Below are 25,340 nucleotides of genomic sequence, written 5' to 3'. Positions count from 1 at the left end.
TTTTATAGAAAAATTTATTTTTTATTATTATCAGTCGTTTAATCGTAGTCTCTTAACGTAAAGATACAGTGCCTCCGCATACTGCTCTTGACCAGACTGGCTTAATGAATAACCGATTTTGAAAACAGTTGGATAATAATAATGCCCAATGCAATGAACCCTAGTCCAATTAATGCTGGGAGATCGAGTTTCTGTTTGTAAACAAAGAACGATAATACCGAAACAAGGAATATCCCAACTCCTGCCCATATCGCATATGCGATGCCAATATTCATACTTTTTACGACCTGCGATAAGCCATAAAAAGAGACGGCATAACCTACGATAACAATAATACTCGGCACCAAGCGGGTAAATCCATCAGACGCTTTCATCATGGTTGTCGCTGCTGTTTCAGCTAATATAGACACCATTAAGATTGCGTATACTTTCAGCATAAAGACCTCTTTGACTCATTTTGGAAGCTCATCGCTCCCTTGTTAAACAAAATAGATTATTGATTCATCATAATGCTATGACGTGCGCCGCCATGGTATGCGCTTGTACCACGGTATAGGCGCTGGATGGACGATAGCGCGTAATGCTCGTGCATAATCCATCATCAATCCTGGAGTCCAGGCCATCATCCGTGCGCGACGCCGTATCTGAGCGGCTATCCATAATTCAGGCATACAAAGTACACTTAATACTCCCAAAAAACTGCTTCTTTTCTGGATAGATAAAACCCCATCCAATGCAGCCTCTAACGCATACGCAACGCTGCTAGAGCAATTTTGATATGTCAGATTATAAACTGGGTGCTGCCGATATTTTTCCCAAAAAGTTATCAATGATGCTGGGTTATAAACCTCGAAAGTGATCCTCCTATCTGAATCACACCATTCTGAAGCTTCTGTTTGATAATCGGGTAAAAAACGCCCCGGCACATTATTAGCAGCCGTTGCCTTCAATATTCTAAAAAACTCTGAAGGAGAACGGTCAATATCTTCCGCTGGATATAAACTAATATAGATATAGGGATAAAGTTCTAATGCGGCATGCCCTGTTGAAATAACGCCATCGGCATCAACTGCGGCAATATAGCGATTAATAATTGGGCGTGGCACAGGACGCTGATTAGCAGAGCCTTCCGGTGTCCATATATGGACCGTTAAAACTGAGTTAGGATCTATTTTTTGCTTCAAAGTATCTGCCGTTGAAGCCGTCGTATTCGTTGCGGTAGCGCCTGTCTTTTTAAATGACATAGGCCTCGGACGCATAAGCTCAAATATTGCTGTTCCCCGCCGAATATAACGTGCGCGCAATGCAATTCGCAAACAACCTAAACCACTTCCTATCATTAAAAATCCGAGAAAAAAGGAGATAGTGGCTTGATGATGCGTAAACAGAAAGAATGCAAAAAATATTTCAATTCCTCCCCATATCATGACCAATTGCCATCCGGGGAAACGAACAACCCATGCAGACACGACCACAAATAAACCAGTAAAAAAGTAAGCAAAGCCAAACATTGCTGATAGCAGTACATTACTAAATTTTTGATTGATTAATATAACCAGTGCGCAAAACAGAAATAGGCAACCTTTAAAAAAGAGTATTGCTTTTTGGGTACCAACCCCACTCGAAGCGACACTTAATGTCACCAAACTTTCTAGTAATAATAACAAACCAAAGAGATGTATCGGGAAGAAAGCATTCCCATCAAGGCCATCAATAAAAATAAAAATACCCATCAAACACCAAAGGCTCCCTATACCCCAAAGGTAATGAGCTTTTCCTCTGATGAACTCCGCACCAAAGAGTAATAATGCAATTTGTAGCATCACCTATCCCTTGTTATGACCTCAATTTCAAGAAACTTCACTTGAAATAAACCAATTACCAACAACCATCATGGGATCGCTGCTACCAAAAAATACACTGCCACGATCTTCTATCGTCCACCAGTGGCCATCGCTATCCGCAAAACGAAATAGTATTGTGGGAAGAACAGCATGATGCTGCTGTGAATACCAATGCTGATTAAGTTTTTCCTGATCCTCAGGATGAATGGCCTCGATAAGCTGCTTAATATTGGAACATGCAGTAATATCTGTATCAGGAATACCGTTATTTGAGTTTCCCCATTCAATCGTTCCATCGTTTAAATTCAATTGATAAACAAGATGCTGTCGAGTATAGATGCCTTGATTTTCATCGATCCGTTGAGTGCTACGCGTCACAACGCGCAAAAATACCATTAATAGCGATATTACTGTCAAATAACCTTGAATAAGCCAAAGAGACTCATGACGAAACAAGCCGTGAAGATAAAAAGGCCCTTGTCGATTACTGGTATAATAGATAGTGATAGTGGCAAGCACTAATAATGCTAATGACCCCCCACGGTTCCCCCAGAGCAAGGATAAAATAACGGCAAATAAAACAGGGATACACAGCAAAGATAGCCGAATAAGATTACGTTGATGGTGGAAATAGGCGTTATACAGTTGTATTGCACTATCATTAAATATCAAGATAGTACTCATAATCAGTAAGCCAAGAACGATGACGCCCCAAATTAAATGCATCCGCAAATTAGTTATCGTTTTAAATCGGGTATTTATTAACCCCATCATCACTGTTGTAGCAAATATATTCCCCGTAATATCAGCAATAAATCCATCCCAAAAGATATTTTTAATCGAAGTATGATCCAACCAATACATGCTGACCGAAAACAATACCGCATCTAACAAACTGACGATGATGATGGTAAATAGCCATAATAAGATAATATGCAAATCATCATCTTGATGGGCATATTTGCGTACAATCCAAGCAATAATAATGCAGGAAAGTACCCCTAAAATAGAGTAAAGAACTGAAATTAGAATAGCTTCACTATCAAAGCCATCTAAAAAAAGATTTAACACAATGAAGCCAAATAACAATATTGGCCATTGGCGTTTATGCATACATAGAAATGCCGTCGTTGCTACTCCGGCAGGAAACCAGACAACGGAAATTTCAGCGTTAGGTGGCGTGAGAATTTCTGAAATCTCACCTGTCACATAATAAAGCAACAGCCAGCCTATTATGGCAACGAATGGCATTTTCTGTGATAACAGAGATGTTTTCATATATTATCTCAGGCTCAGTAAAAGTTATCTCTGGTGTTTCTCAATAAAAAAAGAACAAATCCCCTTTTCGCTGGCAAAAAATAGCAAAATTAGAGCCTCAGGTATAGTAATTACACTGATTTATTATGTTCGATAGTATCTTAATCATACCTCACTTAATAACGAAATATCGCAAAAACTGCGCCGCGACAACGCACCTATCGTGCAAAGGTTTCCATCATAGTGCAATTTACTTAGAACAAATATACAACTATTTGATATAGTGAATATTATTTTTCTATTCTGTTGAAGGTTTAGTCGATGTTACGTTACCCTGCTCATATTACACATATTCTCCGTCATGCATTTCGTTCACGGCCTCGCTTTATTATCTCTTTGCTTGTTGCATTGACTACCTTTTTCGCTCTGTTGCCATATCAAGGCACTATGATGTGTTTGATCCTAAGTTGGAACGCCTTTGCTTGGATCTATTTACTTTTTCTCTTTGCTCGAATTATTAATCATAAAGTCAAAGATATACGCAAAATAACCAGAGTTGAGGATGAAAGTGCGCGTATGGTTATATTTTTTCTCGTCGCGGGCTGTTGTGTCAGTTTATTGGTGTTATTTTTTGCGTTAGGGGGCCATGGCGATTTTTCGCAAGATGATAAATTTGTTTCTTATGCACTAACGGCTTCAACACTGATTTCTTCGTGGTTACTGCTTCCTACCGGCTTTACCATGCACTATGCACATTTGTATTACAGTAATTCAGATAAACAACAGCCATGGTTGCGGTTTCCTGATAAATTGCTTGAGCCGAGTTATTCCGATTTTATGTATTTCTCTTTTACTATTGCCGTCGCGTCACAAACAGCGGATGTTGAAGTTGCCTCAACTCCTATGCGTCGTGCGGTATTGCTACAGTCCGTTATTTCTTTTATTTTTAACATGGCAATCTTAGGGTTATGTATCAATATCTCGGCAAGTTTTTTCTAACGTTAATGAGGCTTATTTTCACGCCGTCTGAATCAGTTACACGCTAATAGCACAAAGACAGCGGCATGATAATTATTAAAAAGGAACAATGATTGGATTATTTTCGACTCGCCACACCACAAGATATCGAAGCACTGAAACACATTGATAGCGTAGCGACTGCTGAACGAGCCCAAAATATTCAGCAATGGGTTAATGAGAAGAATTGCTATCTCATCGAACGCCAGAGCCAAATTATTGCCTATGGCGTTTTACATTACCGCTTTTTTGGATGTGGATTTATTGAAATGTTGATGGTTGATAGCGAATTTCGGCGACAAGGCATAGGCTCACAGTTAATAGAACAGCTTAAATTAACTTGTGTGACTCCAAAACTATTCACCTCAACCAATCAATCAAATGTTTCCATGCAAAGATTACTCGCGAATGCTCAGTTTATTTCGAGTGGAATAATAGAGAACCTTGACGAAGGCGATCCTGAATTGATCTATTTTTACCGATGAACACCTTCTACCACTGAGCAAACATAATGTTTAATTTAAAACCTTATAACAAAGAAGCGTGCATCACTACATTTGTCAATTTTTCATTAAATTGCTGATAGGTTTGCGGGTTTATCTTTGTTGGATAACTTAAAATTTCCAATTGATGCGGTGCATATTCAGGATGATAACTTGGATGGGCATGTTGATATTCATTTTGCTTAAAGCCGCAATGGTGGTAAAAACGCAGCCTTTTCTCACTAATTTCATCGATAACAGGGTCGATTTCCAGAATAACCCGACTCACTTGTTCACAGAAGCCGCTTAGCACTTTTTGACCGTATCCCTTTCCCCGTAAATTAGGCGATATAGCAAGGTGTTCAATATAAAAATAATCACCAATTTTCCAACTTCCTACAAAACCAATAAAAACACCTTCATCAGAAAAAGAGTACAAATAATAATCTTTATGTTTAAGTATACTTTGTCGTCCTTGATAACTTCTTTTTTCATAAGCTGGGAATGACAAATCGTAGAGGCCATTGACCTTTTCTATTTCTATCGAATCTTTCTCTGTTAATCTCGTGACGGTCAGCATTAAACTAAAATCCATTATTTTACAAACAAACCCTGTTAGCATACCTATTATCTATTACTCGGCAACTGATTTTCACTTTCTCTTGGGGTAAGAAGCTAATATAATCATTTGTTTTTCATAGATAAAAATAGATAATTACCTCTTAAGGATAACAATCCTTTGGTCTTTTAAAAAATATTATCATTCTGATATTGACTTTATCCCTCTCTCAATCTAAAAATACTGTATATGAATACAGTGTTAGGTAGAGGCGATTATGTTACGCATTGAGATTTTATTTGATAAAAATGCACCACAAAAACCTAGTGATATTATCTTGCAAGCACTTGAAACTGAAATTACTCGTAAACTTAGCCCACAATATCCAGACATGATAACGCGGGTTGCTTTTAGCTCTAGCCAGCGAATTAATATTTCAGGCACCAAACTTGCGCAAGATAAGGCTCGTATTGAAGAGATATTAGAGGAAATTTGGCTGGACGATGGCTGGATCCCTGAACAAAATTCAATGGATTAGGCATGTGGTCAATTAAAGGAATGTCTGGCTAAATTAGCTCAGCATTCCTTTGCCACTATCTAAAATAATACGTTTTAAAAAGTGTATTTTATTCCAGCTAAACCAACCCATCCTAAACGCTGCTCAGTAAGCGTGCTTTTCGCAGCATCTCCAACTAGGTAATAAGCACCAACGCCAGTATAAAGCGCGGTGTCTTCATTTAGGTTATAATTTAATATGGCACCACCGTGAATATCTTTAAAGCCACTTCCCGCGTCATATTCATTAAAGCGTGAGCGACTTGCCTGCTGTTTTGATACGCCAAAATAAGCTTGATTATAAGCTTTATTTCCCCAGACCGTCGCTAACGTATATTCAATATCCCACTTGCTATTTATTTGGTAATTACCAATACCACCGATTTCAACGTTCACTGTTCTACCAATATTTCGCCCCCCATAGTGGCGATCTTTGGTTGCCATGTCTGCTGAAACATAAAGCTGGTAGTTATTGATTGAGTAGTTGACTGTGGCTCCTACGGTCATTGAACCATCTAAATCGCCCATCCCTTTGAGATCTTCATTTTTATTGCCCAAAATCCCTATTTTTTCATCTCGTCCGGCATCATAGCCAATTCGGCTAGAAAACGTGAAGTTATCTGTTAAACCAATTGCCCATTCCGCCCCTTCTAATCCAATACTAAATACACCATAATCATCGGATATATAGCCATAGTTAATATCAACTGTCGGTGAAAATAGGTATTTATTGGATCCCTCATAAGCGGGCATTACTGAGCCACCAGCTCCTAATATCAGCATAGTTTCCCCTGCCATGACAGCACTATAGGGTAATAATGCCGCAACCAAGGTTACCGCTGAACACAATTGTTTCATTAGAAGTTTCCTATCTTATTTATTAATAAATTTTCTGCCTAATAAACGTTTTGATTTCCTTCATCGGATTAGTACCATTCTTTACTTCTTTAGTGATTTTCTCATTTGCAATGCAACTTTTTATTTTTGTACAAGCATGAATTTCGTTTATTGAAACCGCTGGAAATAACCTTTCCTTCGGCAAATTAAAATTTTTCCCTATTAAAATCATTGAGATAAAAATAACCGTAACGAAAGCTGTGCTCTCAATAAGTTGTAATTTCATTTTAGTTATTCCTATAACTGCAAAGACGTTAAAATAATAATCTTATTACTCATTCATACCTTAAAAATGGGTTAAACAAACCTTAAGGCTTTATTAAATCTCACGTTGAATTGACCTTGATTATATTGTCGGAAAAATGTTGCCTGCTTATACTGCTCGCCAGAGAGGTGATAAAATGAATATTCTATTAGTCGAAGATGATCTCCAATTAGGCAAAGCACTCTGCCGTGGCTTAGAACTTGCAGGTTTTAATCCACTTTGGGTACGGTTACTTTCGGATGCTAAACAACAACTCAATTCCCGTAATTTTGATCTCATGCTCCTAGACTTAGGATTGCCTGATGGTGATGGTAATGAGGAATTAATCGCATGGCGCCGCTCAGGCCAATCAATACCGATTATTATTTTGACCGCACGTAATCAGATGGATAATTTAGTAACCAGTCTAGATTCTGGTGCCGATGACTTTTTAACCAAGCCATTTGCCATGCCAGAGTTAATTTCTCGTGTAAAAGCGGTCAGCCGCCGTATGGCAGGTTTTTCATCGGAAATTTGGCAATTGGATAATCTGCAATTAAATCCAATCAATCACCAAGTGCTCTTAAATGATCAGCTTTTGCTACTATCAGGCAAAGAGTATCAACTTTTATATGAATTAGTGAAAAATGCCGATAATGTAGTTCGCAAGGCCGATCTTGAACAGCGCCTATTTGGTTTCGATGATAAAATAGAAAGTAATTCGCTTGAGGTACATATTCACAACTTACGACGCAAGATAGGTAAAGATCGCATTATCACTATCCGCGGCATTGGTTATTTACTTAAAAAAGAAGCTCAGCCAAGTGAAAGTTAAATCCTTTTTTATTTACACCTTTTTCTTACAGATAAGCTCAGTGGTTTTACTGTGGGGGCTGCTCGTTGGCTGGCTACAATTTTTTTATTTACCTAGCATTGATGATGATTTTAACCGGCAACAACAAATTGTTACCAAAGGCTTTGCTGATACTTTAGGCGCCGTTACCAATAATCCTGAATATTTTGATCGTATCGCCACCTCATTACAAAAAATGTATACCGATGCGATGGAAAATGGCTTGGAAGTCTCCTATAAGCCTTTTGTTGTGATCCGTAATCAACATGGTGAAGTGCTATACCGTAATAGCGATAAAATTAATATAACTGACAATATTACGTTCAATGAATTACAAGCACAGCAACCAAATTGGCACTTTACTGTGTCATGGAATGACGCGCACACCATTGAGGTGATCCTTGGTGAATCCTATTTTGACCGTAAATCAATAATTGGCAGCCCTGCAGAAGGCACCGCAATACCTTTATTATTTATATTAGGTATCATGCTAATCGCTATTATTGTCACCGCTTATTTCAGTTTGCGACCACTCAGACAAGCTGCAACTATAATCTCCAGCCGTAAGCCGGGGAATTTGACGCCAATTGAAGTCAAAGAGCAATATAAAGAAATCCGCCCTATTATTACTGCTATCAATAATCTCATGTTGCGGGTCGATGCCGCCAACCAGCGCGAAAAACGTTTTATGGCAGATGCCGCCCATGAACTCCGAACCCCTATCGCTGCTGTGATTGCACAATTGCATTTATTGATGCAAATAGACAATGTCAAAGAGAGGGAGGAGATTGTCAAAGATATGCAAGCCGCTTTAAATCGGGCAGCTTCATTGTCTCACCAACTTATTGATTTAGCACGCTTAGAAGCTGAAGACTTTTCTGTCAATAAAGAGCAAATTAATATACCTACTTTAATTTCCCATATCACTTCATCACATGTTCCCCATGCGATTAGCCAAGATATCGATATTGAATTACAAAGTCCTGATAATGTTTTTATTACCACCGATAAACTTGCATTGACCACTATTTTTACCAACTTGCTGGAAAACGCGATTAAATATAGTGACAAAAAAGGCAAAATTAAGATCACCATTAGAGATTTAAGTCCGTTCGGTGCCACTATAACCGTGCAAGATAATGGTCGAGGGATCCCTGAAGAAAGTCGCCAACTTATCTTTTCACGTTTTTATCGTGTACCCGGAACAATGGAAACAGGAAGTGGCCTTGGGCTTTCCATTGTCCATAATCTTGCGACAAAAATTGATGCGACTATCCGAGTGACAGATGGGTTAGATAAGAAAGGTGTTGGATTTATTATTGATTTACCTTAATAATAATTTTGCCATTAAGATCATAGAGCTTAGACCGTTTTTTGGGCTATAATTTAATTCTATAAGTCTTTTTACTTATTTTGTTAAAGGGAAGGCTCATGTCTCAAGCATTAATTATTATCGATCTCATTGAAGATATTATAGGTAAGAATGGATTATCAAATACCAGTTACCTACAAGCGCAAGAACGTCATGTTGTTGAGAACGCTAATCAAGCGGCTGCTTTTGCACGTAGCCACAACATCCCTGTTATTTGGGTCAAGGTTGGGTTTGCTGATGATTATCAAGATATCCCAGCAGGCTCTCCGATGTTTCACCGTGCAAAACAGCTTAACGCATTAAAATTAAGTAGTTCTGGTTGTCATTGGGTTAAAGATCTTGATGTACAGCTCCGAGACCTCATTATGATTAAAAAAGGCGTTAGTGCATTTACTGGAAATCAACTTGCACATTGGTTACAAGAAAATCATATTAAACAGGTTATTTTTGGCGGAGTGAGTTCACTACTCGCAATTCAAAGCAGCGCTCGCCAAGCCCATGATCTTGGTTATCAAGTTACCGTCATTGATGAACTTTGTGCAGCAGCAAGCTTAGAGTTGCATCAACAAAGTATGCAAGCATTACAAGGAATGGCCACCGTTTCTTCACTCTCAGAATTTTTGCAAGGAAACGTCAAACCATCCTACTGATTATTGTTTTTATAGTGCTAACATTTTCTGGATATAAATATCGCGAAGCCGGAGTGCTAACTGCCCTGGCTTGCCCCCAGCAATTTTCTGCCCATCAATTTCAATCACCGGCCAAACAAGTGTTGTTGATGAAGTAATAAACGCTTCCTTAGCAGTTATTGCCTCTTCAATGGTAAATGCACTTTCTTCAACCGCTAAGTTTTGTTCTTGCGCAAGGGTTAAAATGGCTTGCCTTGTAATGCCGGGCAATATTTCATGGCTTAAGCTACGTGTTTTAATTTTATTTTCAGCGGTGATAATAAAAAAATTGCTGGAACTGCCCTCTGTTATAAAACCATCTTTGACAAAAAGGGCATCTTCAACTCCCTGAGAGCGGGCATATTCTTTTGCTAAACATGCTGCAAGTAATGCAACTGTTTTAATATCACAACGCTGCCAACGAATATCCTCAAATGTCACAACTCTAATCCCTGTTTTTACACGAGGGTTCTCAATAATAGATACCTGCTGAGCAAAAAGAACCAATGTTGGGGGGATCGTTTTATCAGGAAATAAGAAATTACGTTGCCCTGCATTTCCACGTGTTAATTGTAAATAGATGAGGCCTTCAGTGAGGTTATTTTTTTCAATAAGTTGCCGATGAATATCAAATAATACATCCTCTGTATAAGGTAGTGCTAATTCCAATTCATGACATGACCGTTTTAACCTTGCTATATGGTTTTTAAAATCAATTAACTTCCCGTTAATGACAGCTGTTACCTCATATACAGCATCGGCAAATAAAAACCCACGGTCAAAAATTGATATCGAGGCCTGCTCCTCTGGGATAAACCGCCCATTGATATAAGTCATCATAGCGTTACTTTTCCTTTTCAAATTGCACACACCAAGTTATGTGATGAAATAGAGATCGACAGCCATGCCACACAATAAAAACGTCATTGTTGCAACAAAATCCATTTTAGACGCTCATTAATTGAGTGTTTTTTATTGATGAATATTAATGTGAGATCAAAATTCATCACTTTTAGATTGATTCTCTAGTATTAACAATAGTCATTGTTGTTATTTTTGTGAAATAGCTATTGAACTAAATGCTAATGCCCTATATTTTTAAAATTAATACAAATCAACCCCGTCAACTACTCTTTATTTGACATAAGGGAGAGCCTTATCATGCTTAATATCAATCCAGATCAACTTAAAAACCTTGCAGAGTCACAATTAAAAGGTCATAGAACGATTATTTATCTCGTTGCCTTATTATTGCTCATTGGGGGGATTGTCTGTATTACTAATCCGCTTGTATCTGGGATCGTATTCAGTTCTTTCATTGGCGTGGTGTTATTAGTCAGTGGCGTAGCCGTTATTTTGAATATTTTCTTCAACCGACTCTACGCGAATATGTCTATTTTATTCAGTTTAATCGTCGGTATCGCCTACCTTATTTTAGGTTATGCGTTCCTCTCAGACCCACTACAAAGCTTGTTATTTCTCGCCATTTTTGTCGCTATTTTATTTATTTTCGGCGGGGTCATTCGGATCTACGCAGGTACTAAGCTGTTTAGTTCAGCAGCCGGAATGATGAATATTTTGATTGGTATTTTAGATTTTATCATCGCCTATATGCTACTAAGCGGAAATGCTCAAACTTCCATCACCCTATTAACCCTGTTTATTGGTATTGAATTGCTCTTTAGCTCTTTCACCCTGTTCCTACTGGCTGGGGCCTTAAAAAGCACCAATAAATAGCCCATGATTGATGGCGAGTTTCCCCCTGTTACCTACCTAACAAACTCGCCATCAAATATTTTTTAAAAAATAAAATAATATTTAATCCAAGCTTGACTTTCCTTTTCCAATAGTTAAAATGCCATCAAGTGATCTAGATCACACTTTAACATTTGGAGTTCCCATGCATACCCTTAAAGAATTTATTAGTGATGTTCAAGAAGTTATTGAATTACTTGCTAAACGTTTTATGTAAGACAGCGCATATTTTATTACCTCATCTTTAGCGTTCTGTGCATATTTTTTTGCAATACAGCCTTAACTCATTAAGGCTGTTTTTTTATCCAACAATAGCGTTAATCACAGTTGCCCCCATATCACCGATTCCTCTACTTAGTCACCATAAATAACTAAATGAGATATGCCGCCTATTGACGAGCCATATCTTGTCAATACAGTCAGCCGTTTTTATTACCTGCTAATTAAGCCTCTATAGGTTTATTTAAGGCTCACATTTCGCTTTAAACGCATATTTTCGGCTTATATTTTTGGCTATCTTAGATTGTTTCGCTATTATGGGTGAGTTTTGGTTAAATTTATGTTACTATCTATAAGTTGTCTATAAAGTGGAAAATTGAACTAAAGCATCTTTCAGCACAATGGATGCCAATAAAGAAGGAGAACACATGCAGCAGCAACTGCTAGACTGGGTACGCCAGTTCAACCAAGATTATGCCGAAATTGCTTCACTGTTAATCGTATTAGGCTTAATTCTTGTTGTCGCCTTAATTTTGCATTTTATTCTGCACAAAATTATCCTTCCTCGGATAGAGAAAAGTGGTCAGAAAAAAGGCAGTGGCTGGCAACGTCAATTAACCCAGTTTAATCTATTTAATCGCATTGCGTTTGTTATCCAAGGTGTTGTCGTCAACATCCAAGCCGTTCTATGGCTTCATTCAGGCTCTACCGCACAACAGATATTAAGTGTTGCTTCACAGGCTTGGTGCTTACTGTTTGGGTTACTTACGTTTTTCTCTATTCTCGATATTTTGCTTAGCGTATTACAGCGCGCCGCAAAAACAGCTCACCTGCCGTTACGTGGGATCTTCCAAAGCGTAAAACTTATCGCATCCGTACTCATTGCAATTATGATCATTGCACTGCTAATCGGAAAATCCCCTCTGATCCTACTCAGTGGATTAGGTGCAATGACGGCGGTCATGATGTTGGTCTTTAAAGACCCAATCATGGGGTTAGTCGCAGGGATCCAACTCTCTGCAAACAATATGGTTAACATTGGCGATTGGCTTGAAATGCCTAAATATGGCGCCGATGGTGCTGTCACCGACATTGGTTTAACAACCGTTAAAGTGCGTAACTGGGATAACACTGTTACAACTATTCCAACTTATGCCTTGATTTCAGACTCATTCAAAAACTGGAAAGGGATGACTGAATCAGGGGGGCGTCGTATTAAACGTAGTATTCGCCTAGATACCACGAGTATCCATTTTCTTGACCAAGAGCAGATTGACTCTTTAGTTAAGGCGAATCTTTTAGAGCCCTACATTGGTGATAAAATTTCTGAAATTAAAGTCTTTAACTCGTCTATTCCCGAAGATAGAGTGACACCACTTAACCAGCGTAGGCTAACCAATATTGGTACTTTCCGTGCCTATGTTGAAGCTTATTTGAAGGCACATCCTAAAATCCATAAAAATATGACAATTATGGTAAGGCAGCTTGAATCTGACTCAAATGGGTTACCTATTGAAATTTATGCCTTTACCAATACCACTGTTTGGGTTGAGTATGAAGGGATCCAATCTGATATCTTTGACCATATTTTCTCCATTCTGCCACAGTTTGAACTGCGCGTTCACCAGTCACCAACAGGCACAGATATGCGAGCTATCGGTCAAACAGTCACTGGATCTAATACCCAATAGTGATTAATTAAGTTAATTTATGGTATTACAACTTAGGTAGTAGTTTTTAAGAGGGGGAAACCCCTCTTTTCCTCTATTTCTCTCACCTCCCTATATAAATAGTCACATAACGATAGATAATTTAAATGCGACTATCCCCTCTAGATAATAGAAAAAATCCTTTAAAAATTAATGTGATAATAATTAATTTCCTCTAATTTATCAGGGATATTGTTGATGTAGGTCATGTTGCTGATGAGTGACTTTTTTTAACATATAAAACAAGAAAGTGATGTCGAACTTTACATATAGGCAATGTCAATGCATAAAACAAATAAAAATACTCATTTTGGAGAGCTGAGTCGGAGGGAGTTTATTCAAACCTCTGCAACGGTTGCTACCGCTGCTGCTGTTGCAGGCTCAATCACTCTTCCTTTTACCGCTCAAGCAAAAACACCAGAGATCATGCCTGATGAAGTCAACGAGAAAATCAGTTACAGCGCTTGCTTAGTTAACTGTGGTAGCCGTTGTCCACTCAAAGTCCATGTTAAAGATGGTGTTATCAGCCGTATTTCTAACGAAACCATGTACGACGACTCAACTTTGGGCGAACACCAAATTCGTCCATGTTTACGTGGTCGCTCTGTACGTTGGAAAACCTATAACCCAGATCGTTTGAAATACCCAATGGTACGTGTTGGTAAACGTGGCGAAGGTAAGTTCAAGAAAATCAGTTGGGATGAAGCGACTACTATCATTGCAGAAAAACTAAAATACACTATTGATAAATATGGTAGTGATGCCATTTATTATCAGTATGGTACGGGTTCGACAGGGGCGAATTTACATGGTCGTGCGGCCTGTAAACGTTTATTAAGCCTAACCGGTGGTTTTCTCGGTGACTACGGCACCTATTCCTATGCTCAATTAATGGAAATCACACCGTATGTATACGGTAGCGTTGAAGAATCGCTCCTATCTGAGATCCAAAACTCTGACTTAGTCGTGATGTTTGGTCATAACCTTGCCGAAACGCGTATGTCTGGTGGCGGTCAATTTTATGAAACATTGAACGCACTTGAGAAAAGTAAAGCTAAAGTCATCATTATTGACCCTCGTCGCACTGACAGCGTGACGACGCTAGGCGCAGAATGGATCCCAATCTATCCTGGTACGGATGCCGCGCTGGTTGCTGCATTGGGTTATGTGATGATCCAAGAAGGCCTAACTGATGAAGCGTTTTTGAAAAACTATTGTGTCGGTTGGGATGAGAGCACACTCCCTGCTTCAGCGCCACGTAATGGCTCCTACAAAGATTATATTTTAGGAAATGGCCCTGATGGCATTGCGAAAACACCTGAATGGGCAAGTAAGCTAACAGGTATTTCTGTTTCGCGGATCATTCAACTGGCTCGTGAAATTGGTAACGCAAATCATGCTTGGATTTCACAAGGTTGGGGTCTACAGCGTACTGAGAATGGCGAACAGGCTTGCCGCTCCATTATGATGCTACCTATTATGTCAGGCAACATCGGTCGTCCAGGTACTAACACTGGCCTATGGGGTAATAGCATTGCTTATCCTGTTGCCGGATTTAGTTTACCAAACCCTGTCAAAGCAACGCTGCCATCCTTTATGTGGACAGAAGCGATCGTGCGCGGCAAAGAGTTAACCGCAGAAAATGGCGGTATCAAAGGCGCAGATAAGCTAAACAACGATATTAAGTTCATGTGGTGTTACTCCAGTAATGTTATTGGTAACCAGCACGCTGACTTGAATAAAACACATGAAATTCTATCTGACGAGTCAAAATGTGAATTTATCTTAGTTTGGGATAATCATAATACTCCATCGGCTAAATACGCTGATTTACTGTTGCCAGATGTTACTCCTGTTGAGACCAACGATCTGATCAACAACTCTTACGCAAGTGGCGCATATCATTATCTGGTGCGTTTACAAAATGCTATCGAGCCATTGTGGGAAAATCGCCCTAACTATGATGTATTGGCCGAAATTGCAGAAAAAATGGGTGTAAAAGAGCAGTTTACTGAAGGTCGCACTTATGAAGAGTGGATTGAGTATTGCTACAATAAAACCCGTGAAACTATGCCTCATCTACCTGAATTTAGTGAAACAGATGGTGCAGGCATTATTGACCGTCGATTTGCTGATACGTCAAAACACATTGCCCTAAAAGATTTCCGTGATGACCCGATTGCGAATCCACTGAAAACGCCATCAGGTAAGATTGAAATCTATTCTGAGCAGTTAGCAGAGCGCGTTAAAAACTGGGAGCTCCCTGAGGGTCAACGTATTCCTGCCATCCCTGAGTACTGTGCAAACAAAGAAGGTGTTGAGCAGCAACGTAATCAACAGACTTACCCTCTGTTAATGACCGGTTTCCACGACAAAGGTCACGTCCATTCAAGCTATTTTAATGTTGAAATGTTACGTGAAGCGATCCCTCATCAATTCTGGCTTAACCCAATCGACGCGCAAGAGCGTGGTTTAAGCAATGGTGATATTGCAGAAATTTTCAACGACCGTGGTCGCATTCAGATTAGAGTTAAAGTGACTGAGCGCGTATTACCGGGGGTTATTGCCGTTCCACAAGGCGCATGGCGCACTTTGGATCAAGCAGGATTAGATACAGGAGGCTGTATCAATACCCTCACCTCACAAGTTCCTTCACCACTAGCGAAAGGAACACCACAACATACTAATCTTGTTGAAGTGAAACGCGCTTAAGGAGTTAATTGATGAAACAGTATGGCTTTTATTTTGACTCCACAAAATGTACTGGCTGTAAAACGTGTCAAGTCAGTTGTAAGGACGAAAAAGATCTCGATTTAGGCCCTAAATTCCGCCGTGTATACGAATTTGGTGGTGGTAGTTGGCAAAAACAAGATGGTATTTGGCAGCAAAATGTCTATAGCTACTATTTATCTATCTCTTGTAACCATTGCTCTAATCCAACCTGTGTGGAAGGTTGCCCAACAGGGGCGATGCACAAACGTGCCGAAGATGGTCTTGTCGTTGTTGACCAAACCGTTTGTGTCGGTTGTCGTTACTGCGAATTACGCTGCCCATACGGTGCGCCGCAATATGACGAGAAGAAAAAACTGATGAGCAAATGTGATGGCTGCTACGAGCGCGTTGCTAAAGGTATGAAACCCGTTTGCGTTGAGTCATGCCCACAACGTGCATTGGACTTTGATGATATCAATGTCCTACGTGAGCTTCACGGTACAGAGTGTGGTATTGCGCCTATGCCAGACCCTAGCCTTACCAATCCAAACATCGTTATTAAACCACATAAAGATGCCAAACCTTCTGGCGATAAAAGTGGTGAACTAAAAAACCCTGCGGAGGTGTAAAATGCATGAATTACCACTAGTCTTTTTCACCGTGTTGGGGCAGTCTGCTGCTGGGCTATTTTTATTAGCTTATTTAAGTAAAAAAATAGGTTCAATTGATGAAAAGCAACTGAAAAATGCCAATATCCTCGCCTTTGTTGTGATGATTATTGGGTTAGGTATTGGTGGCCTACATGTGGGCCAACCACTGCGCTTTTTCAATATGTTGCTAGGTGTTGGTCGCTCACCGATGAGTAACGAAGCCTTTTTAAGTGGTGTCTTCGTCACTTTTGCCGCTGCAACCTTGTTTTTTACACTCTTTTATAAACAAGCATTACTACGTGAATTAGCGAATATTGCCGCGGTTATTTCAGGTGTGGCGTTTGTTTGGTCAATTCCACAGGTTTATAACATTGCTTCAATCGCAAACTGGAATACGGGCTATACTACGCTGCAAATGTGGATGACCATGTTAGTTGGCGGTGGTGCTTTAGCAATAGCTATTGGCGCTCGTGGATTAGGGATCGCCTCTTTCCTTATCGGTGCGTTGGTTATTTTCGCTAGCCGTGCGGGGTATCAAGCGTTCTTATCCGAAACCGGTCCAGCATTGAGCGCTGAGCAAACTGGCTTCTGGGGTTTCCAAGTCGTTGTCTTAGTTATTGCTTTGGCAGGATTTATCGGTATGGCATTAAAACAACGTGCACCAAAAGCGACATTAGCGACATGTGCGGGTGCTGTTTTACTGGCTGAACTTGCAGGACGTATTGCCTTTTATAACTTATGGCAAATCACCATGTAGTTCCACGAGTATCAATTTAATAATCACGTTAAGAGCCTGCGAATGTAGGCTCTTTTTTTAATTAGCGTATAAACACAAAAGTAATAATTAAAGCCACCAGCATCACTGCAACCTTCTCAATACAGTATTCCATTTTAAGGCAATTTTCTGCATTAAAAAATCACACATTACCGCAACTAGCGCGATAATAAATGTCCCCCCTATAATATAAGCGAAGAGGATATCCGCTACTATAATTTCAATTATTAGACCCTCTACTTGATGGCTGTGTGGTAGAAGTTCTATGAACCAAAGGAGTATAGAAAAAAGGCCTGGGATCAAAAAGTACAATAAGTAGCGGTGAAAATGATTCAAACTTTTTTTGAGATAAAAGTAAAATACAGGTATTAGAAAGAGCCAATAACCGAGTAAATATAAACTCATTGATTTGTAGTACGCTAGCAATAGCAGATAAGTATTTGCCCCTTCTCTATAAAAAGGAAAAAATAGCTGCTGTACAGCTTGAAGATAATAACAAATTATACCAAAACAAAGTGATAGACATGATATCAACGCATTATGGTTATTAGAAGGCATTAGAGAGGTCCTTTTCACCTGTTTAAAATAACCTTAGTAATAAATCTTTTAATAAAGCGAAAGAATGCAGCAATACATTCGCCTTTTTTCTCACAATAATCAATAAGTGATACCACTAAATCTTCTTCATTTTGTCAACAGGGGTTTGCAGTGTTTCCATTCACGGCAAACCTAGCCACCCCAGCGTTTAGAAACTACCTAAAAAGCGGAATTTGGTTGCTGTAAAAAGGCAATTTCCTCTTTAGTAGAAGGACGCCCCAATATCTGGTTTCGATGTGGATAACGACCAAAACGATCAATAATCGCCTTATGTTGCATTTCATAATTTAGCGTATTGTCATCCCCTAAGCCACGAAATAGCTCAACCGCTTGCTGATGAATAAAGCTTGATTCAGAGTGCATAAACGGCATTAAAATAAATTTGCGTTGAGATAGTGGCAGCAAATTATAATCTGCTTGTTTTATCGCTTCTTGAGCCAATACCAGTGCCATTTGGTCTTGGGCAAAAGCTTTCGGTGTATCACGCCACACATTGCGAGAGAACTGATCTAAAACGATAATCTCAGCTAAGCGCCCACGAATAGAAATACGCCAATAAGCTAACTCTCCTTTTGCTGCACGCTCTAGTGTTCCGCCGAAACGCTGCATAATAAGAGCATCAAACTTTTCATTTTTTTCAAACCACTGTTTTGAGGTTGACTCCTCAAACCAAAATGTTAAAACGTTTTCCATGGTATTCATAATCGTTATAAGCCTAAATTTGTTAGTGATAAGTTATTTTTTATCGTAAATAAAACCTTATAGTATTGTTATGAGCTACTTCTTAAAACTGCAATCTTCAGATAAATATTTTGTATTTTTGCGAAGCGCTTCCAAAATCAGCGAGTAATAGTGCATATAAATTAATCATCAAGGATAGATAGTCCATTAAAAATCTGATAAAAAATAATCAGATCCCATGTGTTAACTTGTTCTGATAGGTATTATTAATAATCCAATAATCTTGAGACTAAAGGAATGTTACTAGACACCGTTTATCCCCCTTATGAATAACGTATTCATCGCGGCATTGTTACATGCTCAATGATTTTTTACTTCACTGATACGATTCTCACTATTAATACAACCAATATGGGTTATCTAGACAATGTTTTGAGAAGAACATAAGTAAGTCTACTTTTGCCATTTAAACTATTTGACTTAATATTAAATAAATTTATTTCTCCTTTTCCCTCTATTTATTTTTCTTTTTAATATTTATTTTTGTTGCATAGAATTTTTTCACAGTTAATTTCTGTTAATTTACAAGTGAAATCGAAATCAAATCATCATTAATTGATTTTTTATTTATTTTTTATAAATGATTTGAACAAAAAATATATATCCTAAATAATATTCCCTAGATATACATCCTCTCATCATTTAGGAATTTATAATGGAAAATAAATACAGTCTAAATAAGACATTACCAATCGGTATTAATGAGACAGGTTTTCGTGAAGAATTCGATAGTATGGGGAAAATAAATGTTCCTGCCGACCGTTATTGGGGAGCACAAACTCAGCGTTCATTACAGCATTTTAATATTGGCAACGATTTAATGCCAAAAGAAGTGTATCACGCTTATGGTTATATCAAAAAAGCTTGTGCGTTAGTTAACTGTGCTGCTAACCGACTTCCTGAGTGGAAAAAAGAGGCGATTGTTATCGCTGCGGATGAAACTATTAATGGTCAATTGGATGAGCATTATCCTCTTTATGTTTGGCAGACTGGCTCTGGCACACAATCGAATATGAATGTGAATGAAGTTATTTCCAATCGTGCAATTCAATTGCTTGGTGGAACGTTAGGAAGTCAATCGCCCATAGGGCCAAATGATGATGTCAATATGGGGCAGTCATCTAATGATACCTTCCCAACCGCGATGCATATTGCTGCCATTTTTGCACTTGATGAGCAATTAATCCCAAGTATTGAAAGTTTAATTGATGTTATTGAGAAAAAAGCCAGCACTTGGATGAATGTAGTGAAAATTGGCCGTACTCATCTGGAAGATGCCGTGCCTTTAACTGTTGGTCAAGAGTGGTATGGTTGGGCAGGTCAACTCAGAGATGCTCTCGAAGATATTAAACGTAGTAAATTAGATCTTTATAAGCTCGCGGTTGGCGGCACCGCGGTTGGTACAGGTCTCAATGCACCAGCCGGTTTTTCAAAAGATGTTGCCGATAAAATAGCTGAGTTGACTCAAAAACCCTTTATTACTGCACCCAATAAATTTACTGCGCAAGGCTCTCTGGATGCGTTAGTTCGCACACACGCATCTATTCGTGGATTAGCTGTCGCACTCATTAAGATCGCCAACGACATGCGCTGGTTAGCTTCGGGTCCTCGCTGTGGCTTTAGTGAGTTAATTTTACCTTCTAATGAACCAGGCTCTTCAATCATGCCAGGTAAGGTTAACCCAACTCAATGCGAAGCAATTGTGATGATAGGTATTCAAGTGATGGGCAATGATACTGCAATCGCCATGTCAGGCAGCCAAGGTAACTTTGAATTAAATGCGATGCGCCCTGTTATTATCAATAACTTGCTACATTCAATTCGTATTTTAGCTGATGGTTGCCATAAATTTAGAGAGTTTTCTGTTGAAGGTACGCAATTAAATACCACTAAAATCACTGAGTATGTCGATAACAGTGTGATGTTAGTTACCGCTTTGTCACCTATTATTGGTTATCAAAATGCGGCGCATATTGCAGAAAATGCCATAGCCAAAAATATCACTTTAAAAGAATCCGCTATTGCTTCAGGAAAAATAAGTGAAGAAGACTTTAATAAATATGTGAATCCAATCGATATGACTGGCAATGGTTTATCGGGTGCTTAACCCATCTTTTTATGATGATTAAAATAGCAATACCACAGTAAGCAAAACAAGATACCCCCTTGAAATAACATTATTATATATTTCAGGGGGAATAGCATAAGTGATATATTACCACCTAGTGACATTAAAATTTAGCTTAACCGGATTTTGGCTTGGACCTATTATTTTCGCTGAGTTCACCCACAAAAAATACAACTGTGTGGCGTAATTTTGGAATAATCCGCCCTTTACACTATTCGCCCTTCGCTGACGTCTATTCAATGTACACCACTGTTCTATAATAGAAGCGATATGTATTATGGTAGTTTGATCAAGCATTTTATTCACTATGCTGTCGCGGCCGATACACCTATACTCGTTGGCTAGTTCGCTGTAGAACCAAATTGTTAAAAATAAAATACGTTCGATTTAACCCTTTTTACGGTTGCCATTCCAATAATTTTATTGATTTGCTATTTAATGCCAATTTAAAATGATTTTTCACGCAATTACATACATTTGATAAATGCAATGGTAAGATCCGCGTAAACCCAATTAATGCTCGTTTATATCAACATTTATCGGGTTAACAATTGTCATTGCATTATTTAGATCATCAACAGTCAATTCAGCCACCACACTGTGGCATGGTATTAACCCAATACTCGTTGGAGGAGCGGCTCGAAATGGCAGGACATATGGTACTCATTGGCTGGGCATTATGGGTAAGTCCTTGTGGCACAGATGCCTGTGATGCATTGCCTGTGACTGAGACCATTTTTACACAAGATCAGTGTATCACCCGTAAATCTTATCTCGAATCAAAGCGCCCTAACCTCTATTTTATGTGTGGTGAAGTCTATCGCGATAGCGAAGAAATCAAAAAAGACGATAAGCACAGTGTGCCCGCCCCTAACCCACCATTGCGTGCACTCCCTGAACGTATTTCGCGATAATGGTTATTTAAACGGGAGCAAGTAAACACTTGCTCCAGAGTGAACTAGTCATTTATTTCTGCAATTACGCTATCTGCATCAATATAATCACCCTTATTGACAATATATTTCAGCGTACCGGCACGGTGAGCGATCACCTGTACTTCCATTTTCATCGCTTCCATGACACCAATAACCTCTCCTTGAGCAACCGTGTCGCCTTCTTCAACTAACCAACTAAACAGTACGCCTGAAATAGGGGCATTCACTTGCTGATCTTGTGCGACCGCTTGATGATTCGTTATTGAAGCCTGCTTTGTCGATGGCATCGCTAACCCAGCTAACCATTGTGTCGGTAAACCAAGCTCACAGCGCTTCCCATCGATTTCAATAAAGGTACGCGTTATTTGTGGGTTATTTTGTGGTAATTGCCGTTTTGCTGGTGCAAGCTCAACAGAAAATTCAGTTTCAATCCAGCGAGTATGCACATTAAACCTTTCACAAAAGTCAGCATGCTCCATCACCGCACGATGGAAAGGCAGTACGGATGCCACGCCTTCAATCGAAAATTCGCCTAAAGCACGGCGAGCGCGCTGGATAGCTTGTTCGCGTGTATTGCCAATGACAATCAGTTTTGCCATTAAAGAATCAAACGTACTTGGGATAGTCGCCCCTGCCACAACACCACTGTCTAAACGGATACCCGGGCCGGATGGGGGATCAAATTTAAGGATAACCCCCGGTGTGGGTAAAAAACCATTTCCTGCATCTTCTGCGTTAATACGAAACTCAAAAGCATGCCCTCGTGGTTTAGGGGTTTCGCGGATACTTAATGGTAAACCTTGTGCTATCCGTAATTGCTCAATGACTAAGTCAATCCCTGCGGTCTCTTCGGTAATAGGGTGTTCAACTTGTAAACGCGTATTCACCTCAAGAAATGACAATTTGCCATCTTGGCTTAACAAAAATTCGACGGTTCCCGCCCCCACATAATTGGCGTGACTACAAATATCGACAGACGCTTTAATCACTTGTTGTTGTAATTGTTCTGATAAAAATGGCGCTGGTGACTCCTCCACTAATTTTTGATTTCGTCGTTGTAAAGAACAATCACGCGTTCCCACGACAACCACGTTGCCAAATTTATCCGCAATAACTTGCGCTTCAATATGCCGAGGATTATGTAAAAACTGCTCTAGGAAACACTCGCCTCGCCCAAAAGCCGCTGTCGCCTCTCGCACCGCAGAGTGATATAGCTCCTCTACCTCTTCCATGTGCCATGCTACCTTTAAGCCTCGACCGCCACCGCCATAGGCCGCTTTAATCGCAATCGGCAAACCATTGGTATGGGCAAATTCAACGACTTCTTTGGCCTCTTTGACAGGCTCTTTGGTTCCTGCCACTAAAGGTGCGCCGACCTGCATCGCAATTTGACGAGCTTTGACTTTATCACCCAATATGTCAATGGTTTCAGGTTCTGGGCCAACCCAAATCAAGCCCAACCCTTGTACCGCACGAGCAAACTCTGCACGTTCTGATAGAAAACCATAACCAGGGTGAACCATGGTTGCCCCTGATTTTTTCGCTACCTCAAGTAATTTATCCATATCCAGATAGCTTTCGGCGGGTGTACTTCCCGATAATCCATATGCTTCATCCGCCATCTGAACATGCAATGCGTTAATATCGGGATCCGCGTAAACCGCGACTGAATCGAAGCCAATATCCCGACACGCACGAATAATGCGAACTGCTATTTCGCCACGGTTTGCGATCAATACTTTATGTTTAGTTTGATTATTCATTGTAGGCATAAGTATCCCGACTCCCTTCATATTCTTTAAATACCCCGATTGGGTTAAATTGTATTTGGGCATTAACGGGTAGCTGCCCCGCTAAATCCAAGTGATATTCACATACCGCACCAATAACCGGATAACCTCCAGTTAACGGATGGTCATTCAAAAATAAGACCGGTTGTCCATTCGCAGGGATTTGAATTGCCCCAATACACGTTCCCTCACTGGGTAACTCTTGATGTATTGCACGCTCAATAGCCGCATCGCCCGCCAAGCGTAACCCGATACGATTGGATGCTGCCGTAACCTGCCATAATTGTGACGTTAACTGTTGTACCGCCTGTGGAGTAAACCAATCAGTTCGAGGCCCTAAAATGATATCTAGCACCACCACATCACTCGTACTTGGGTAGTTAAATGCAGGTTGTTCATCAAGTGAAATAGCCGTTGGTTGTTTAAGTGATTTAACCGCTAATGTCTGCCCTACCGTTAATGGTGCAGGCCCTACCTGTGCTAATGTGTCAAAAGAACAGCTACCAAGAACAGGCGTACTTTGGATGCCACCGCGTATCGCAAAATAGCTACGCACGCCTTTTGTTGCCGTTCCTAAGCGAATAATATCCCCCGAGGCTAAATGAATCGCTTGATATTGCTGTGCGCAATAGGTAACACCTTCGGCTGTCGTAATTTCGATATCACAACATGCCCCTGTGACTGCTACCAATAACGGTTTATTTGCCTGTGCTTTAAAACCCCCCTGGGTAATTTCCAGCACTGCTTCATGGATTGCATTTCCTACCAACCGATTTGCGCTTCGTAGCGCGCCTTTATCCATAGCTCCGGATTCAGAAATTCCCAATGCAGCCTGCCCTATTCGCCCAATATCCTGTAATAACGTTTGTAATCCTGTGGCAAGGACAGTGATATCACTACGTTGGCTATCCTTATGATGCGCAACTGTTGGCTGAGGTAGGCTATAGGTGATCCCCGTTTTCGCAGCATCAACAAAATTGACACGATACCCCGGTTTTAACAGTGCAGGCTCTGTGCGATGTAAATCCCATACAGCCGTTGGTGTAACGCCAATTAATTGCCATCCCCCTGGACTTGCTTGAGGATAGACGCTACTGAACTCGCCAGCTAAAGCAACAGAGCCAGCCGGAATTCGGATCCGTGGTGATGGCCGACGTGGTACATTTAATTGGGCATTTTTTGCAACCATATAAGCAAACCCTGGTGCAAAGCCACAAAAAGCCACTTGGTATTCATTGTTAGTGTGTCTTCTTATTACTTCATCAATTGACACCCCTAGGTGTTCAGCAACATCAGCAAGATCTTCACCGTTATAATGAACAGGGATAGTCACCAACTGGCCTAATTTAAGATCCGCCTTCGAAATATCTAACCTTTCAATTTCATCAATGATGATATTGGCATTCGTAATAACAGGATTAAAGCGAACTAAAACGGTTCTTGCTGCTGGTGTAATTTCTTCAATCGCAAGCTGACGTGACATGTTACGCAGTACATCCGTCAGAGCCATTGTCTCTTCAAGACTTTGTAGCTCAATCATAAAAGTGCTTAAATTGACAGGTAAAAATCGCATTAAACCCC

Annotated in this window: 23 protein-coding genes; 13 read left to right on the top strand and 10 right to left on the bottom strand. The window is 39.8% G+C overall.

Annotated elements, in window-relative coordinates; all coding sequences use genetic code 11:
* Nucleotides 1-101: 101 nt before the first annotated feature.
* The 3 genes from I3B46_RS08590 to I3B46_RS08580 all read right to left on the bottom strand — a co-directional run bounded on the left by I3B46_RS08590 (nt 102) and on the right by I3B46_RS08580 (nt 3,122).
* Nucleotides 102-434 (bottom strand): DMT family transporter, encoded by a 333-nt coding sequence (locus tag I3B46_RS08590; protein ID WP_376738364.1) that lies wholly within the window; start codon nt 432-434, stop codon nt 102-104.
* Nucleotides 435-512: 78 nt separating this feature from the next.
* Nucleotides 513-1,823: an HdeD family acid-resistance protein gene (locus tag I3B46_RS08585; RefSeq protein WP_060561096.1), complete on the bottom strand. Its 1,311-nt coding sequence runs from the start codon at nt 1,821-1,823 to the stop codon at nt 513-515.
* 27 nt (nt 1,824-1,850) lie between these two features.
* On the bottom strand, nt 1,851-3,122 hold the full coding sequence (locus I3B46_RS08580) for an MASE1 domain-containing protein (RefSeq protein WP_076914095.1): 1,272 nt from the start codon (nt 3,120-3,122) through the stop codon (nt 1,851-1,853).
* A gap of 300 nt (nt 3,123-3,422) precedes the next feature.
* Here I3B46_RS08580 and I3B46_RS08575 point away from each other — a divergent pair, with 300 nt between their 5' ends.
* Entirely contained in the window at nt 3,423-4,100 is a 678-nt protein-coding gene (locus tag I3B46_RS08575; protein WP_014656196.1) for a DUF1345 domain-containing protein, read from the top strand.
* A 92-nt stretch (nt 4,101-4,192) separates the two neighbouring features.
* On the top strand, nt 4,193-4,603 hold the full coding sequence (locus I3B46_RS08570; protein WP_004920918.1) for a GNAT family N-acetyltransferase: 411 nt from the start codon (nt 4,193-4,195) through the stop codon (nt 4,601-4,603).
* A 43-nt stretch (nt 4,604-4,646) separates the two neighbouring features.
* Here the strand turns inward: I3B46_RS08570 and I3B46_RS08565 are convergent, their stop codons facing one another.
* On the bottom strand, nt 4,647-5,222 hold the full coding sequence (locus I3B46_RS08565; protein WP_071886617.1) for a GNAT family N-acetyltransferase: 576 nt from the start codon (nt 5,220-5,222) through the stop codon (nt 4,647-4,649).
* Nucleotides 5,223-5,436: 214 nt separating this feature from the next.
* On the opposite strand from I3B46_RS08565, the gene I3B46_RS08560 reads away from it, so the two are divergent.
* Nucleotides 5,437-5,697 carry a DinI-like family protein gene (locus tag I3B46_RS08560; protein ID WP_004920922.1) on the top strand — a complete coding sequence of 87 codons (261 nt, stop codon included), beginning with the start codon at nt 5,437-5,439 and terminating at the stop codon, nt 5,695-5,697.
* A gap of 74 nt (nt 5,698-5,771) precedes the next feature.
* Here I3B46_RS08560 and I3B46_RS08555 read toward each other — a convergent pair whose 3' ends face one another.
* Together I3B46_RS08555 and I3B46_RS08550 are read right to left on the bottom strand one after the other, a co-directional pair.
* Entirely contained in the window at nt 5,772-6,572 is an 801-nt protein-coding gene (locus tag I3B46_RS08555) for a MipA/OmpV family protein (protein ID WP_004920924.1), read from the bottom strand.
* 22 nt (nt 6,573-6,594) lie between these two features.
* Nucleotides 6,595-6,837 (bottom strand): hypothetical protein, encoded by a 243-nt coding sequence (locus I3B46_RS08550; protein WP_004920926.1) that lies wholly within the window; start codon nt 6,835-6,837, stop codon nt 6,595-6,597.
* Nucleotides 6,838-7,012: 175 nt separating this feature from the next.
* Here I3B46_RS08550 and I3B46_RS08545 point away from each other — a divergent pair, with 175 nt between their 5' ends.
* The 3 genes from I3B46_RS08545 to I3B46_RS08535 all read left to right on the top strand — a co-directional run bounded on the left by I3B46_RS08545 (nt 7,013) and on the right by I3B46_RS08535 (nt 9,730).
* A complete protein-coding gene (locus tag I3B46_RS08545) occupies nt 7,013-7,690 on the top strand; it encodes a response regulator (RefSeq protein ID WP_014656200.1) in 678 nt (225 codons plus the stop codon).
* A complete protein-coding gene (locus tag I3B46_RS08540; RefSeq protein ID WP_004920930.1) occupies nt 7,680-9,041 on the top strand; it encodes a sensor histidine kinase in 1,362 nt (453 codons plus the stop codon). Before I3B46_RS08545 ends, I3B46_RS08540 begins: the two co-directional genes overlap by 11 nt.
* 98 nt (nt 9,042-9,139) lie before the next feature.
* The gene (locus I3B46_RS08535; RefSeq protein ID WP_004920932.1) at nt 9,140-9,730 is read left to right on the top strand and encodes a cysteine hydrolase family protein; all 591 of its coding nucleotides are present in this window, start codon (nt 9,140-9,142) and stop codon (nt 9,728-9,730) included.
* Between the two features lie 9 nt (nt 9,731-9,739).
* Here I3B46_RS08535 and I3B46_RS08530 read toward each other — a convergent pair whose 3' ends face one another.
* Nucleotides 9,740-10,588, bottom strand: a complete 849-nt coding sequence (locus I3B46_RS08530) for a D-amino-acid transaminase (RefSeq protein WP_053109881.1) — start codon at nt 10,586-10,588, stop codon at nt 9,740-9,742.
* Nucleotides 10,589-10,909: 321 nt separating this feature from the next.
* On the opposite strand from I3B46_RS08530, the gene I3B46_RS08525 reads away from it, so the two are divergent.
* From I3B46_RS08525 to I3B46_RS08505, 5 genes are all read left to right on the top strand, one after another.
* A complete protein-coding gene (locus tag I3B46_RS08525) occupies nt 10,910-11,485 on the top strand; it encodes a DUF308 domain-containing protein (RefSeq protein ID WP_004920937.1) in 576 nt (191 codons plus the stop codon).
* A gap of 665 nt (nt 11,486-12,150) precedes the next feature.
* Nucleotides 12,151-13,413 carry a mechanosensitive ion channel family protein gene (locus I3B46_RS08520; RefSeq protein WP_104873555.1) on the top strand — a complete coding sequence of 421 codons (1,263 nt, stop codon included), beginning with the start codon at nt 12,151-12,153 and terminating at the stop codon, nt 13,411-13,413.
* 300 nt (nt 13,414-13,713) lie between these two features.
* The gene (locus tag I3B46_RS08515; RefSeq protein WP_004920940.1) at nt 13,714-16,143 is read left to right on the top strand and encodes a DMSO/selenate family reductase complex A subunit; all 2,430 of its coding nucleotides are present in this window, start codon (nt 13,714-13,716) and stop codon (nt 16,141-16,143) included.
* An 11-nt stretch (nt 16,144-16,154) separates the two neighbouring features.
* Nucleotides 16,155-16,772 (top strand): DMSO/selenate family reductase complex B subunit, encoded by a 618-nt coding sequence (locus tag I3B46_RS08510; protein WP_014656207.1) that lies wholly within the window; start codon nt 16,155-16,157, stop codon nt 16,770-16,772.
* 1 nt (nt 16,773) lies between these two features.
* Entirely contained in the window at nt 16,774-17,550 is a 777-nt protein-coding gene (locus I3B46_RS08505; protein WP_004920946.1) for a dimethyl sulfoxide reductase anchor subunit family protein, read from the top strand.
* 774 nt (nt 17,551-18,324) lie between these two features.
* On the opposite strand, the gene I3B46_RS08500 is transcribed toward I3B46_RS08505, so the two are convergent.
* Nucleotides 18,325-18,867, bottom strand: a complete 543-nt coding sequence (locus tag I3B46_RS08500) for a DUF924 family protein (RefSeq protein ID WP_004920950.1) — start codon at nt 18,865-18,867, stop codon at nt 18,325-18,327.
* A gap of 694 nt (nt 18,868-19,561) precedes the next feature.
* Here I3B46_RS08500 and fumC point away from each other — a divergent pair.
* Both fumC and I3B46_RS08490 read left to right on the top strand, forming a co-directional pair.
* Nucleotides 19,562-21,013 (top strand): class II fumarate hydratase, encoded by a 1,452-nt coding sequence (fumC, locus tag I3B46_RS08495; protein ID WP_053110985.1) that lies wholly within the window; start codon nt 19,562-19,564, stop codon nt 21,011-21,013.
* A 665-nt stretch (nt 21,014-21,678) separates the two neighbouring features.
* Nucleotides 21,679-21,948 carry a hypothetical protein gene (locus tag I3B46_RS08490; protein WP_014656212.1) on the top strand — a complete coding sequence of 90 codons (270 nt, stop codon included), beginning with the start codon at nt 21,679-21,681 and terminating at the stop codon, nt 21,946-21,948.
* A gap of 44 nt (nt 21,949-21,992) precedes the next feature.
* On the opposite strand, the gene I3B46_RS08485 is transcribed toward I3B46_RS08490, so the two are convergent.
* Nucleotides 21,993-23,732 carry an acetyl/propionyl/methylcrotonyl-CoA carboxylase subunit alpha gene (locus tag I3B46_RS08485; protein WP_104873648.1) on the bottom strand — a complete coding sequence of 580 codons (1,740 nt, stop codon included), beginning with the start codon at nt 23,730-23,732 and terminating at the stop codon, nt 21,993-21,995.
* On the bottom strand, nt 23,725-25,332 hold the full coding sequence (locus tag I3B46_RS08480) for a 5-oxoprolinase/urea amidolyase family protein (protein ID WP_104873558.1): 1,608 nt from the start codon (nt 25,330-25,332) through the stop codon (nt 23,725-23,727). The genes I3B46_RS08485 and I3B46_RS08480 overlap by 8 nt, the downstream gene beginning before the upstream one ends.
* Nucleotides 25,333-25,340 lie beyond the last annotated feature (8 nt).

It is taken from the genome of Providencia sp. 2.29 (assembly GCF_015832305.1).
GTDB lineage: Bacteria > Pseudomonadota > Gammaproteobacteria > Enterobacterales > Enterobacteriaceae > Providencia > Providencia stuartii.
The sequence above is the reverse complement of the archived record's forward strand: the minus strand, read 5'-3'. Positions and strand labels throughout refer to the sequence as shown.